We start from the raw sequence: 14,184 nt of genomic DNA, 5'->3' as shown, positions 1-14,184 counted from the left end.
AACTAGCGCATAATCGACGAGTTAATAGGCTGAAAGGAATCAGGACTCAAAACCTACTTTTCCCATCATACTATTTCCCTACACCAATAATGAATTGTCGAACGGATAGTGAACTACATGAAACAGATTGCCATTGTGTTAGCAGCACTAGTTTTACTCGGGTGTGAAGCCACGCCAGTGCAAAACGCTGGTGACATAAAAACAAATACGAAATTAAATGCGGGTATTCAGTTACCTATCGATGTGTCCGTTGCCTACTACGTTGATAAGAGTAAGCCGGATAGCAAGATAAACTTTTATGGAACATTGGAAGAAGCTACTGATCTTGTGACTAAGGATCTCTTTGCTACCAGTGAGCCATTAAATTCCAAGAGTGATTTTGATTATTTGATTCAACTAGGTGCAGTAAGCGACTGGGATTTCATGTGGGGAGGCTACGAGTCTGACCTCAAAATCACCATCAAAAACCGCAAAGGCGAAACCATCTTTAGTAGAGAAGTAGAGAGTAAAGCGAGTGGAACCGGCGGATTTTACGATATCAATGCGGTTTATAACGCTTTTGCAAAAAGCATCAAAGAGAACTTAATCCACTTCTTGAATCGCAGTAGCAGTAACTTAGTCGTACCTGAATCAGACCAAGCAATAGCCTTTTCGGTAAAGGACTTTTTTGAGGACATTAGCCCAGAGGCATCAGGCACTGGATTTTATATCGATGGCGAAGGCACCATAGTTACCGCGGCTCATGTTGTTAGTGAATGTATTTTTATCGAAGTGAAGCATAAAGGGCAAACATTTACTGCTGATATCGCGAAGTCCAGTGACCTTCTCGACCTAGCGGTACTTACGACTGACTACGCTAATCCTCAGAGTGTTTCCATCAATAAATCAGTGGAAGCAAGTTTGGGTAAACAGTTATTTGCAACTGGTTTCCCTCTATCTAACCTTCTGTCTGACTACCCATCTATGACCCTGGGCAACGTGACTTCTCAAGGTGGATTGAAAGGGGCGAAGGGAAGCTTCCAGTTTTCAGCACCTATTCAACCAGGTAACAGTGGTGGTGCAGTGGTTGGCTTTAAAGGTCAGCTATTGGGCGTGGTATCTGGAACCTTAAATCAAGCGATGATGTTGTCAGAGTCTGGCACTACGTCACAGAATGTGAACTTTGCTATTGATAATGTGTTGCTTACTAAGTTCTTAGATAACGGTGGTTTTAGCTACAGTGCTCAAGAGGACGCACCTGACTTTGAATCTGCGTCCAAATCCGCTGTTGAATATACTAACCAAGTCCTTTGCTATTTATAACAGGGTGAGATAAATGAAAAAATATATGAACGGCGCCTTATCGTCACTGTTGTTTAGCGGATTTGTATTCAGTGCCTTTGCTCAAGATAATGTAAGCCCAATTGTAAGCTATGAGCATGAAGGTCAAGCATATCCTCCCGTGTTCTTTGTTACTAACATTGAAGACGAAGAAATAAAGTCAATGATGGAGAAGTATCAAGCGTTTATGGCGCTAGATGAGGATGCAGTGGGTCTTCCCATTGGAGTGCGAGTTTTAAAAGGACATAGAACTAAGCAAGATGGAACTCAGTTTTCATCATTGATGTTATCTGCCAGTACGTTAGGCATTATTCCTGTGGTTTCCAATACTGAGTTTAAAGTACGTTACGATGTCTTTGTTCAAGGTAAATCCATTGAGACCTTTGAATATGTCATGGACTCAACTGACGTGGATAACTTTTGGACAGCGGCATACAAAGACTACGAAACGTCGCCAACAGAAGAGCAATTCCTAATGGATACGATTCCGCAGTTTTTCACCGAACTTAAGGCGTCGGAAGTGTCTCAAGAGGTATTCTCAGAATATTGGGAGTATTTCAGCGAGTAGTCGCAAAGTTCTTTTTTCAAGCAGGCTGGCAATAAGCACCCAGCCTGCACTTCTTGCCCTACCCATTTCTTCGTTGCTTGCTATAGCTCACTAGCGAACGATAGTGTTCGATATCGAACAGTCGAAAACGAACACCACTAAACCTTCTGTAATATGTTTTTGATTTTTATAGATTAATTTTTTGGCATGCCTTTTTCATAGTCCCTTTCAACTGAAAAAGGATGCATTGTTGTGGAAATTAAATTAACCCAGAAAACATCGAATAAACCATGGTACGCCCTCGCTGGCTTTGTTGTTGTGGCTATGGTTATCTCACTCTCTCTCACAGCGAGCAATGACGTTTCGGTCAATGCCGATGATGTTACCTTATTAAAGGTAGAGCAAGGCAGTGTTGACTTATATAGTCAGGCTTTTGGTGAGCTATTCTCGGCACAAGAGCGTCTACTAACCTCACAAGCGTCGGGGAAAGTATCAGCGATCTATTTGCGACCTGGTGCCCAAGTTGAACCAGATACGGTGATATTGTCTTTGGCTAATCCAGAGCTTAATCAGTTGTATCTTTCTGCATTGGGTAATTACAACGCGCAAAAAGCCCAGTTGGAGTCGTTTGAACTAGAGCAAGAGAACGAGCGTCTTGATTATCAGAGTCGTATTGCTGAGATAGAAGCAGCGCTCGAGCGCGCGCAACTCGACTTGAGTGTCAATAAACAACTCGCTGAACGCGGCGTTTCTGCAAGACTGGATATCATGCGAGCAGAATTGTCAGTGAAGCAGGAAGCTAAAAAGCTCGAATTCGAACAACAAAAATATCAGCACTTTCTCAAGGTTCAAGCCTTTCAATTTAAACAACGACAAATTGAGCTTGAACAGCAAGATCAACAAGTTGCACTACTTAATCAGCAACTAGAAGACATGGAAGTAAAAGCTGGTATTTTCGGTACGCTGCAAAGCCTAGACGTAGAAATTGGCGAAACCTTGCCCCAAGGCGCCGCACTGGGGCGTGTTGGTTCGGTTGATACCCTCCTTGCAAGACTGCGGATCCCTCAACACCAAGCTGACCAAATTGCTATAGGCGCCTCTGTTGAGTTAACGACCCGCAAAGGTCAAATTGCCGGTGAAGTCAATCGGATTGAATCGGTGGTAAACAATGGGGTAGTGCTTGCAGAAATTAGACTTACTAGCGAGCTCCCCTCAGATGCGAGACCACTGGCTCCGGTTACTGGGCAAATATTTATTCGCACCCAAAATGACGCACTTTATGTCAACCAATCCGCAGGCTTACGCCCTCTCTCACAACTAGAGCGTTTCGTCGTTACTGACGGTAGTAATCAAGCAGCCAAACAACAGATTCAACTCGGTGATCTGACTAAAGGTAAGCTTCTCATTCAGTCAGGGCTTCAAAAAGGTGACCAATTTATATCGCAGATGCACGACGAGTGGACTGCACACAACACAATTAACATAGAACAACAGGGGTAAGTGATGAGTAATAACATGGTAGTCAGTATGCAGAATATCCAAAAAACGTATGTTGGATCTGAGATTGAAACTCACGCGTTACAGGGAGTTTCACTTGATATTTTCAAAGGAGAGTTTGTCGCCATCACTGGTCCATCAGGTTGCGGCAAATCGACACTTCTTACCATAATGGGTTTACTCGACCAAGCGAGCGAGGGAACCTACAAAATTAGTGACATTGACACCGCTGGACTAAAAGTCGATCAGCGCACGCAGGTTAGAAACCAACATATTGGCTACGTGTTCCAGTCATTTAACCTTATCGATAGCATGACGGTTTACGAAAATGTCGCCTTGCCTCTCGAGCACCGAGGGGAAAATGCAGAGGTTATTAAAACTGCCGTTGTAGATGCCCTTGAGAAAGTAGGTATGCAACATCGCATCAATTATAAGCCAAATCAGATTTCTGGTGGTCAGCAGCAGCGCGTTGCCATTGCTCGCGCACTTGTCGGCAATCCTGATCTTATTTTAGTAGACGAGCCAACGGGTAACCTAGATACCAAAAATGGCGATGCAGTGATGAAGCTACTGATTGAGCTTAACAAACAAGGTGCAACTATAGTGATGGTCACCCATGACAGTCGCTATAGTGGATTAGCAGATCGTCAAATTCAGTTACTAGACGGCAAAATCGTTGGTGAAAAACAACTGCGTACTAACGATGCTAAGGATGTAGCATGAGATTACATATTAGCGCCTTTAAACAAGGGATATCTCGCATATTTACCCTGCCGCGACTTAGCCTCCCACTCATTGTTACTCTTGGTTTAACCTTGGCAGCCGTACTCACTGTTGTCGCTATAGCAAACACCTTGTTGTTTAAACCATTACCGGATATCAATGAAGAAAATCTGTACCAAGTAGATTTGCAGATGGCTTTCAATGAAGGTCTTACTGTCCCATTCTTCAGTGATCCGCGAAGAGTTGCGTCTGCCAAAGCACGCTTCGGTGATGCATTATCATGGGGATATATTTCACCTGGCGGTGGTATTGCAACCATTAACAACACCGATGTGACCGTGACATACTTTAGCGCTGCATCAGGTTCGCCAGAAGTACTGGGTTTGACACTGATTACGGGGCAGGGAAGCAATATTGATAATGCTGAGGAAGGTGTTTGGATATCCAAAAGTCTGTGGCAATCTGCATACGGTGAAATCACTGATATGTCCCAACAGACCATTCGGCTGGAGGGCGCTGATTATCCAATTTTTGGTGTATTTGACGATCTTACGAGTATGAACCAGGTGAGTTTGAGCGGTCAGTTGCTTGAACAAGTTTGGCAGTTTGAACCTTTGGAACAAACACTTGCAGAGCCTGATGCTATTGTCTTGAATCTGGGCCCCATTACCTTCGTTCGCGGGCCTACTAATAGACTACCTACGGCTTCGGATCTCGAACAGTGGTTCGTCGATTATGTTAACACTGATATTACTATTGACCGCGCAAGAGAGTTTTTACTCAGTAAGCCTGTGTCTGGTCAAGTGATAGGTTATCGCGATGCGTTTATTGGTGACAGTCAGCAGTTAGTTTTTGTTTTGTTGTTCGCCATGTTGAGTCTTTTGATTATGGCCTGCCTTAACTTGCTTAACATGTTTATTGCTCACTATCAAAGCCGCGGTAAAGAGTTTGCGATTCAAATTTGCATGGGATCTTCAATCGCTAAACTTCGCAGTCTTGTTTTTACTGAAAACTTGCCGATGTTTTTGATGGCGACAGTACTAGGTTTGCTGACGGCAGGCTGGCTTATTAAAGTATTGCCAACCATTGCAGGTGATAATTTGCCTCTACTCGATCAAATTTCAGTGGATGCTACCAGTGTGTTAATTGCCCTCGTGGCCATTACGCTCATCAATGTAGTTTTTGCTGCAATTGCATTGGTCTATGTTGATAAATCGTCGCTGACCGATAGCCTAAATTCAAGTGGTAAGGGCACACCTGCGCAGCAAAAACCAACGATCAGCAAAGTCTTGATGATTGTTCAACTGACACTCGCGTGCGTTCTACTTACCGGCGCTTCTGTTTCTGTAAAAGACAGCTACAACAATACCTACACTGATTTGGGTTACAACATGCCAAATGCCTATGAAGTGAGCATGGAGGTGAGTGATGAAGTATGGCAGGCGTCTTTAGAGGGTTATGAGCAATACCGAGGTAGTGAATGGCAACAACTAAGAAGTGATTTCGTTCAACGATTATCGAGCTTGAATGCCGAAATTTATGATATCAATACGTTGCCACTCACCAGCAATGTTTCTATGAGTGCCTATCCTGATCCGGATACCGGTAATACAGTTATGATTCGTCCCATGATGTGGGCAGAGAACATGTTCTCTAGGTTTGATATTACCTTATTAGCTGGTCGCGACCTTACAGCACAAGACGTCGATACACCTGCCATATTGATTGCCAAGTCCTTTGCTGTTGATCGTGCGGGTGAAGGTGGATGGGAGTCAATGGTGGGCCAAGAGCTCAAAATGGGAGATGAGCCGGATGATATATTCAAGGTAGTAGGTATTGTCGAGGACACTTACCCCATGCCTACCGGCGCATTAAATGTAGATGCGCCAGAAATTTACTTCCCATCACCAACACGGATTAATTTTGATGAACTATCTGCAGTAGTTATTATGCCTGAAGGTGAAACGCTGGAGTTAGACACGGTTGAAGGGCTTCTCAATGGAATGGACTCCCGTCTTACTGAACTGCAGGTGGAATCAATGATTGAACGTTGGGATACGGTAACAGAAGCAACACGGTTGAATATGTACGTAGTGACAGGTCTTGCCATACTCACACTTGTACTCGCTGCCATTGGCGTGTCTGGGCTTAGTCAGATGACAGCGAGCCAAAAGCGCTATGAACTGGCGGTGAGAATGGCTACCGGAGCGAAACGAAGTCGTCTTTTAAGGTTATTAGTAAACGATTCGATGTGGATGTTGTTGGTAGGGCTGGGTTTTGGCGTTATTGCAGCCGTTGGTGCATACGAATATTTTGTGGGCTTTTTTGAAAGTGCGCCTGCATTTGATTGGCTCGTTACGTTTGTTATAAACCTTGTACTAGCAATAGTCATGTTGGTATCGATAGCGTTGCCGGGTTGGGTGGTTATCAGAAAAGACCCTATGCGCGTACTCAGAGAACTCTAGACATAGCGCAGATTTTTTCACACTATGTCAGGCCTCACTTACCTATAAGTGAGGCCGTTTTTAAAGGAAGGATATGCAACAATCAAAGGGATTAGTAGTCGTGGTGGATGACGATGAGGACATTCGTTTAGCCCTATCCATGCTGCTTTCCAATCAAGGTTACCAAGTACTCGAAGCTGACGGTCAAGTTGAGTTGGCTCGAATTACTGCCCAGCACAGACCGGGTTTAGTGTTACTCGACATGAACTTTAGTCGGGACACGACAAGTGGTCTCGAAGGATTAGACATTCTACATCAGCTTAATCAACAAGGTTTGCCTACTGTGTTGATGACCGCGTGGGGCAATATTGAGTTGGCAGTAAAGGGTATCCAGGCAGGTGCCGCTGATTTTATTGAAAAACCTTGGAACAACCAAAAATTGCTTCAATTGGTCGACAACTATATTCATCGCCCTGTATCTGTCTCCAAATCACAGAGAAAACCAGAACCATCTGAGTTGCGTCAATCTCCAGGTAGCGATTGGGTTGCCGAATCTGCGTCAATGCAAGCTTTGGAATCAATGGTCGAGCAGGTGGCCGATACACAAGCCAGTGTCTTGATACTGGGGGAAAACGGTACGGGTAAGTCATTACTCGCTCAGCGTATTCACAAGTTCTCTGAACGCAGAGAGTCGCCGTTTGTTTCAGTAAATATGGGAGCTGTTCCCGATAATCTATTTGAAAGCGAGCTTTTTGGTCACGTAAAAGGGGCATTTACGGACGCGAGAGATAACCGCAAAGGGCGATTCGAGCTTGCGCAGTATGGCACTTTGTTTTTTGATGAGATTGGTACGTTACCTGCTCGGGTTCAACCAAAATTATTACGCGTACTCGAGATTGGAGAGTTTGAACCCGTTGGCGCTAGCACAACGTATAATGCTGACGTGAGAGTGATAAGCGCGACCAATGCGGATATTGAGAACATGGTGGCTACGGGAGAGTTTAGGCAGGATTTACTCTTCAGATTAAACACCTTTGTCTTGGTATTGCCGCCGCTACGAGAGCGTTTAGACGACATCATTCCGCTTAGCAAAAATTTCGTCGATAAGTTTGCGACTAAGTACGCCAAGCCAAAAATTACCATCAGTGATGAAGTGGTAGCCTTGTTCCAAGGATATGCATGGCCAGGTAATGTTCGAGAACTCAGTCATGTGATAGAGCGCGCGGTTATTTTGTGTCGCGAAACAGAGATATTGCCTGCCCATATTATGTTGCCTGAAAAAGCCAGTGCTCTAGTTCCAGAGGATGGTGGAATCAGTGATGCATTACGTCCTCTGGACGACGTTGAGCTAGATATGATCACTAAGGCACTCAAAAAGTATCAAGGCCACATTAGTAAAGCTGCTTCGGCTCTCGGGATTTCTCGAAATGCGCTCTATCGACGCATGGAGAAGCATGGTCTAGAGAAAGAGGATTTCGATATTGAATAACGTAAGTTATTCGGTGGAGCTCAAAATAAAGGCCGCACTTAGTGGTGTGGTTTTGGTGTTTCTAACACTACTTGCCATGCTCGCGCATGCGTGGGACTGGTCAACATTAGCCATCTGTACTTTGCTATTTGTCGCCAGTTATCCTCTGTTTTGGGCGGCTTGGCGAGTATGGTTGTTTTGGTCGACGTCGATCATGCGATTAACCGTTTATACCCAAAGTTTGAATATGGGGGAATATGGCGTTGGTTTAGCACAGCGTGGCAAATCCCAATTACTCGACGATTTGAGTCGAGAAATAGAGCAATTACAAAATAACAGTCAAAGCAATACTGCCACTAATCAGTTACTGTCGATAATGCTCGAGCAGCTATTTGAAGACCTCCCACTTGCGATTGCGGTCTTTGATGAGAATTTTATGCTCACCTACGCAAATGGTGCAGCTTACGATATCGCTGAGGTAAGCTTTTTACAGGGTATACAAGCCAAAGATTTAGGGTTTGTAGTGAAAGACAACCAGCTACAACATCCTTCGCTTACCCCAAACTGGCGATGCCAATCGAGCTCGCTGACTTATCACAATCAGTCTGTTCATTTGTTTACCGCTATCGATATTTCGAATGAATTGAAGCAAAGCGAGCAAGCCGTACAAAAAAACCTAGTGAGAGTGCTGAGTCACGAGTTGCGAAATACCCTAACGCCTATGTCTTCAATGACGGAAACCCTGCTCAGTATGGAACAGTGGAATGAAGAGCAACTTCGAGTGGTATTAACGCGTATTAAAACCCGCTCAGAAGGGTTACTCAATTTTGTCGAGCGATTCTCTCAGGTGGCGAAAGTTCCCGAGCCCGACAAAGTTCGCTTTGATTTAAATGAAGTTATAGAGCATGCACAAGGATTGTTAACTCCAAAAGACACTCTCACTTTCGTAGGTCATCATGATTGTTATGGGGACCCTGAATTGATGGCTCAAGTGCTTATTAATCTTGTAAAAAACGCCATAGAGTCAGTCGAGGGCGGGGGAGTAGATATTGCTATAAACTACTACCAAAGTGACAATCATCAGTTTCTCACAGTTTCCGACAATGGTTCTGGATTTTCTAACATTCAAAATGCGATTACACCATTGTTCACCACCAAGGCAAATGGTGCAGGTATCGGGCTAGCGTTTGTGGAGACGGTAATCAGTAAGCACGGCGGAAAAGTTAAGCTTTCCAACCAAACTGGCTCAGGAGCGAAAGTAGAGCTCAGTTGGCCAGTTTAGCGTAAGGCTCACATTAAAGTTCAGACGAATTGCTAACTATACTAGAGAGCCAACTTTCATTAGTATAAAAATTCGTCGGCTTTTTGAAGGTTTGTAGAGTGATTCGGATTATTGGGCTTTTGGGCATTGCGGTAGCTCTATTATACAGCGCAAAGGCTTGTGCACAGCGTATCACTGTCTTGACCGAGCATTTACCTCCCTTCCAATTGGTTCAGTCGGAAGACATTGGTGGTTTCGCGACTCAAATAGTCAACAAAGTGTTTGAGCACGCAAAGGTGGATTATGATCTTTCACATCACCAATGGAGCGATGCTTACCAGTACACGTTAAAAACGCCAAATACCTGTTTATATTCGACAATAAAAACCCCTGAGCGCGAGCCACTTTTTTCATGGGTAGGGAAAATAACTGACCTTTCAACAGCACTTTATGCAAAGACAGACAGCGACATCCAACTGTCTAGTCTGGAAGACGCTAAGCAATATACTGTTGCTGTAATGAAGGAAGACTTTTTCCATCAGCATTTACTCAGTTTGGGGTTCGTTGAGAATGAAAACCTGTACGTAAGTGAAACCTATCGCACGCTTACTGAATTACTTGAGTTACCAACGCGACATATCGACCTTGTTATTATTAACGCCGGTCACCTCCCTTATCGTATTTCTCAGTCTCAATCTTTGAGTGATTTAAAGTTAGTATTAGATGTGGACGAGTTACACCCTGACATGTATTTGGCATGTAACCTTAAAACAGACGCTGCAACGCTCACTTCTTTGCATGACTCCATGAAAGTCTTGTCCGAACGAGGAGAGTTTGAGCGCATAGAACGAGAGTGGCACAAGCGCCAACATCTAGACAACTAGTTGTCATGTGTACGGTTCAAGAAGCTGATACTCTCGAGAGGTTGTCCCTTCCGTTTTGTTTGACGTAATACAATGCTGTGTCTGCTCTAATCAGGAGCGACTCCAATGATTCAAAGTCAGAAGAAATGGCGATGCCTAGGCTGGCTGTTATTGTTCCCGCTGGTTCGATAGGTGTGTGACGTATAGCATGTAAAAGTCGATTTCCTACTTTGTCTAATGTATCTGGATCAACAAAATCAAAATAGATGACAAACTCTTCTCCGCCCCAACGGTAAAGCCTATCACTGTTTCTTAGCACTTTTTGAATACGCTTTGAAATGTGTATTAAAACCGTATCACCAATGTCGTGGCCGTACTCGTCATTGACTCGTTTAAAATGATCAATATCAAGTATTCCAATAGCAAAACCTTTTTGGTGCCCCGTCGATAACGTCCATTGCTTTGATAACCACTCGTCAGCGGCGCGTCGGTTTGGAAGTTTAGTTAACGCATCTGTGTTGGCTTTTTCCTCGGCTACACGCCTTCTCACATTGTTGTAAAAGACCAACCCGAGGGATGTTATGACCACTATCGCTACAAGTGCGTAAGTGAGCTGTTCGGTCTTAAACACATTGCTATGAGGTTCAAAAACGATAGTTGAGCCTTGTGGGAGTTGATTTGCGCTAATATTGAAGCGTTTAAGTGCTCTATAGTCGAACTTTGGTGAAAAGCTGCCCATCGTAGATTTAGGCAAGTCAGAAATACTTGCACCAGAGAGCAAATTAAGAGCAAGCGTCGCGACGTGTTTACCTTGATTCATTGGCGAATTTATGTTGCCACCCACAATGCCTTGCCCCAACATAACAGCACCAAACATGCCATATACTGGGGAGTTTGAAGCGGTGGTCAGGTCAGGGAGATCATCGGTATAAGAGAAGTAGCGCCCGTCTTTGTCGCTATGGATTGCCAAAAGCAACACTGCAGTGTTGTCAGGAAGTACACTTAGCCTCTCGTAAAGTACAGGTAAAGTGAAGTTATTCCATACGTCAAAATCTACATGTTCCCAGCCGTGCGTTGTCCGATTGGTGTTGATGATTTCTTCAGCTAACTTTGTAATGTGTTGTCCAAAGTTTGTGCTGTCACAAAGAAGAATTAATGACTCGGTGTCGGGGAGCATGTTTAACATCAAGTTAATGTTCCCTTCTATATCCACACCTTCGATGATACCGATGTAGTTGTCTCTATTTGCTAATTCAGGAGACAGAAAGTTTACGCCAACATAAACCACAGGAACCCCAGGAAAAATCCTATCTCCCTCTTCGAGAAGAAAATTTACCGCGTAGTCATCACTGGCAATAATGACGTCTGGGTTAATTTTTGCGTATTTGACTTCTATCCTCTGTTTTAAAGTTTGACGATAGGTGGCGTTGTCAATCATAAAGCGACCATCCAAGTAGTCGATATGAAGGTTTTCAGACTTTACTCGTCCGTCAAGCGTTTCACTGACCGCATCGGTAAGCGCTTTGGTCCAAGGATATTGGGGATGGTAAGAATTGAGCAACAGCACCGTTGCGTCATTACTCTGCCCCCACGCTAGGGGCGAGGAGATACTGCAAGTGAAAATGACAAAAAGCAGGATACGAACAGAACGAATGTAAGTATCAAACAACCTGTACACAGAGGAGGAACCTATTTAGTGCTTGTTTAACAAGCGTAGACTCAAGTGATTTGCTATTCAACAAAATACACACCTGTTATGCAGTTAGACATGTTGAAGTTGTGCTTAGCTAGTGTTCTTTACAAGACCAAAGTGTTATCGATAATCTAAGATCTTACCTTTGTCTAATAGACAAGTCGTACTAAACCACCTACCTTATAATTATCGAAAGAACGCTATATTCCGTTTAAGCGAGATACGTGTACAAATCAATTCCATCAACAACACTGGCTTTGCTAGCTTTGGTTTCTACCAACGTAATTGCTCGCGAAGAAATGTCTAGCCTAGAAGAACTACTCGCCATGGACTTGGGAGAAATCCTAGAAGTTCAAGTGGCCACGGGTACAACAAATCAAGTTTCAGATGCTCCAGCGGTAGTATCGGTGATCACAGCTGAAGATATAAAGGCGATGGGAGTTCGTACATTTTCTGAGGCTATTGAGCGAGTGCCGGGACTTCATGTAAGCCCAGCGTACACTCGAATGCAAAATCAGTTCACAGTACGCGGTGTACAAAGTATCAGCACTCCACAGATACTCATACTGTTCGATGGTGTAGAAATCTCTGAAATGAGTCAGTTTGCTTCACCAGTGGCGTTTAGGTACCCAGTGAATAACATTGAGCGGATCGAGATCATTCGCGGTCCTGGCTCAGCGGTGTATGGTGCAGATGCTTTCAGTGGTGTGATAAATGTTATCACGAAAAAGGCGGATGGCGTTGATGGCACAGAAGTGGGTGTTAATTATGGCTCATTTGATTATAGAGAGTTGTGGTTAAATTCAAATCGCAGCTTTGGTGATGTTAATGCGCGTTTGTCAGTGACCTATGAAAAAATGAATAATGACAATGAGCGGAGAACCCAATACGGTATTTTGGACCGGCGACGCGAGATGGCCAATATTCATTTGGACCTAAACTACGGGAACTACACGTGGCGTAATTGGTATTACAAAACTCGTCAGAATATGGGGAACGGCGCGGGGCTTGTTGGCAACAACATTGACCAAGATAATACCGAGAACGTTAAAACTCAGCTGAATTGGAACGGTGAGATAAGCGACAATGTGGTTGCCGAATACGACCTATCCTATAGTCAGTCTGATGCAGTGTCATATTTTGAATTATTCCCCGCGGGAACTTGGCCTGTTGGCGACGATGGTAACTTGTTCGCACCGCCTTTTGTGCCTGTAGAGTTTCCCGATGGCGTCATTGGTGCCCCTGTAGGTGTTACCAAACGGTTTAAAGTGAACTCTGCTCTCGTTTATTCAGGCTTAACTAACCATAGAATTCGACTGGGTCTCGGAGGCGATGAGTCTGGCTATAGAGATGTGGAAGAGCGAAAAAACTTCGGGCCAGGTGTTTTGGATGTTAACAACCGCACTGACGACTTAATTGCCCCTGAGGTGACATCAGTCACTGATACGCCTTTCGCCTATTCTCCTGATTACACAAGACAACTGTGGTTTTTATCCTTGCAGGACGAGTGGCAAATTTCTGATAACCTTGCCCTCACCAGTGGCATTCGCTATGACCACTATTCAGACTTTGGCTCCACAGTGAACCCGAGACTGGCATTGGTTTGGAATACTACTGATACGCTGACCAGTAAGTTTTTATACGGTACCGCATTTAGAGCCCCCAAAGTCGCAGAACTCGTGTTTGTTAATAACCCTGCTACGTTAGGTAACCCGGATTTAGAGCCCGAAGAAATCGAAACTTTCGAAGTGGCTTTCGATTACCGCCCAAACAGCGAGTTTACCGGTAAGTTAAATTTGTTCACTTACGATGCAAACCAACTAATCCTGAACACTACGACTCTTGTTGCCGAAAACATTGGTGCACAAGAGGGTTACGGCGGTGAAGTAGAGATTATTTGGCAAATTTCAGAGAAGCTTCGTGTGGATGCAAATGCATCCTGGTTAGAAGCTGAGCTCCCCTTAGTTGATGAAGACAAAGGACGTGTGCCCGGTTTAATGAGCTTTGTCGACCTTAGGTACCAAATTGCCCAAGATTGGTTGTTGACTACGCAAAGCTATTGGGTTGCTGATCGTAAAAGAGATGGTGGTGACACCAGAGATGAGATAGACGATTATCTAAAAACAGATATTACCGTGTTATGGCAACCAGATTCTCGCTGGTCGGCGCGGTTCAGTATTAGAAATGTCTTTAATGATACTGTACTAGAGCCTAGTGAGAATACACCGGTATTTGCGCTAGGCCTGGGCTTTCCAAACGATTTACCCATGGAAAGTCGACAAATATTTGGCTCGTTTTCTTACAATTTCTAGTCCTGTTTTAAAGAATGTTGAGCGGTTTTTGAAATGACAGATAGCGAACTAGAAAG

10 protein-coding genes are annotated in these 14,184 nt (G+C 44.1%); 9 read left to right on the top strand and 1 reads right to left on the bottom strand.

Translation table 11 applies throughout. The annotated features are described in order from the left end of the window. The first annotated feature begins 117 nt into the window (after nucleotides 1-117). From EYS00_RS14855 to EYS00_RS14820, 8 genes are all read left to right on the top strand, one after another. Entirely contained in the window at nucleotides 118-1,302 is a 1,185-nt protein-coding gene (locus EYS00_RS14855; protein ID WP_130637989.1) for a S1C family serine protease, read from the top strand. Between the two features lie 13 nt (nucleotides 1,303-1,315). Next, nucleotides 1,316-1,888 (top strand): hypothetical protein, encoded by a 573-nt coding sequence (locus tag EYS00_RS14850; protein ID WP_130637987.1) that lies wholly within the window; start codon nucleotides 1,316-1,318, stop codon nucleotides 1,886-1,888. A gap of 231 nt (nucleotides 1,889-2,119) precedes the next feature. Then, the gene (locus EYS00_RS14845) at nucleotides 2,120-3,367 is read left to right on the top strand and encodes an efflux RND transporter periplasmic adaptor subunit (protein ID WP_130637985.1); all 1,248 of its coding nucleotides are present in this window, start codon (nucleotides 2,120-2,122) and stop codon (nucleotides 3,365-3,367) included. 3 nt (nucleotides 3,368-3,370) lie between these two features. Beyond that, nucleotides 3,371-4,087: an ABC transporter ATP-binding protein gene (locus EYS00_RS14840; protein ID WP_130637983.1), complete on the top strand. Its 717-nt coding sequence runs from the start codon at nucleotides 3,371-3,373 to the stop codon at nucleotides 4,085-4,087. Beyond that, nucleotides 4,084-6,552 carry an FtsX-like permease family protein gene (locus EYS00_RS14835; RefSeq protein WP_130637975.1) on the top strand — a complete coding sequence of 823 codons (2,469 nt, stop codon included), beginning with the start codon at nucleotides 4,084-4,086 and terminating at the stop codon, nucleotides 6,550-6,552. The genes EYS00_RS14840 and EYS00_RS14835 overlap by 4 nt, the downstream gene beginning before the upstream one ends. Nucleotides 6,553-6,625: 73 nt before the next feature. Further along, nucleotides 6,626-8,020 (top strand): sigma-54 dependent transcriptional regulator, encoded by a 1,395-nt coding sequence (locus tag EYS00_RS14830; protein ID WP_130637973.1) that lies wholly within the window; start codon nucleotides 6,626-6,628, stop codon nucleotides 8,018-8,020. Then, the gene (locus EYS00_RS14825; protein ID WP_130637971.1) at nucleotides 8,013-9,281 is read left to right on the top strand and encodes a PAS domain-containing sensor histidine kinase; all 1,269 of its coding nucleotides are present in this window, start codon (nucleotides 8,013-8,015) and stop codon (nucleotides 9,279-9,281) included. Before EYS00_RS14830 ends, EYS00_RS14825 begins: the two co-directional genes overlap by 8 nt. Nucleotides 9,282-9,379: 98 nt before the next feature. Next, entirely contained in the window at nucleotides 9,380-10,144 is a 765-nt protein-coding gene (locus tag EYS00_RS14820) for an ABC transporter substrate-binding protein (RefSeq protein WP_165399395.1), read from the top strand. Nucleotides 10,145-10,160: 16 nt separating this feature from the next. On the opposite strand, the gene EYS00_RS14815 is transcribed toward EYS00_RS14820, so the two are convergent. Next, a complete protein-coding gene (locus tag EYS00_RS14815; protein WP_130637967.1) occupies nucleotides 10,161-11,801 on the bottom strand; it encodes a GGDEF domain-containing protein in 1,641 nt (546 codons plus the stop codon). A gap of 239 nt (nucleotides 11,802-12,040) precedes the next feature. Here EYS00_RS14815 and EYS00_RS14810 point away from each other — a divergent pair, with 239 nt between their 5' ends. Beyond that, the gene (locus EYS00_RS14810) at nucleotides 12,041-14,128 is read left to right on the top strand and encodes a TonB-dependent siderophore receptor (protein ID WP_130637965.1); all 2,088 of its coding nucleotides are present in this window, start codon (nucleotides 12,041-12,043) and stop codon (nucleotides 14,126-14,128) included. Nucleotides 14,129-14,184: the final 56 nt, after the last annotated feature.

Origin of the sequence: Alteromonas sp. KUL49 (genome assembly GCF_006538345.1) — a bacterium.
GTDB lineage: Bacteria > Pseudomonadota > Gammaproteobacteria > Enterobacterales > Alteromonadaceae > Alteromonas.
Note: the sequence above shows the minus strand (reverse complement) of the source record. Positions and strands in the feature narration are given on the sequence as shown.

Excerpts from the sequence above, each read along its gene's own strand:
- EYS00_RS14855 (WP_130637989.1), top strand. The coding sequence starts at position 118 with ATGAAACAGATTGCCATTGTGTTAGCAGCACTAGTTTTACTCGGGTGT.
- EYS00_RS14850 (WP_130637987.1), top strand. The coding sequence starts at position 1,316 with ATGAAAAAATATATGAACGGCGCCTTATCGTCACTGTTGTTTAGCGGA.
- EYS00_RS14840 (WP_130637983.1), top strand. The coding sequence starts at position 3,371 with ATGAGTAATAACATGGTAGTCAGTATGCAGAATATCCAAAAAACGTAT.
- EYS00_RS14835 (WP_130637975.1), top strand. The coding sequence starts at position 4,084 with ATGAGATTACATATTAGCGCCTTTAAACAAGGGATATCTCGCATATTT.
- EYS00_RS14830 (WP_130637973.1), top strand. The coding sequence starts at position 6,626 with ATGCAACAATCAAAGGGATTAGTAGTCGTGGTGGATGACGATGAGGAC.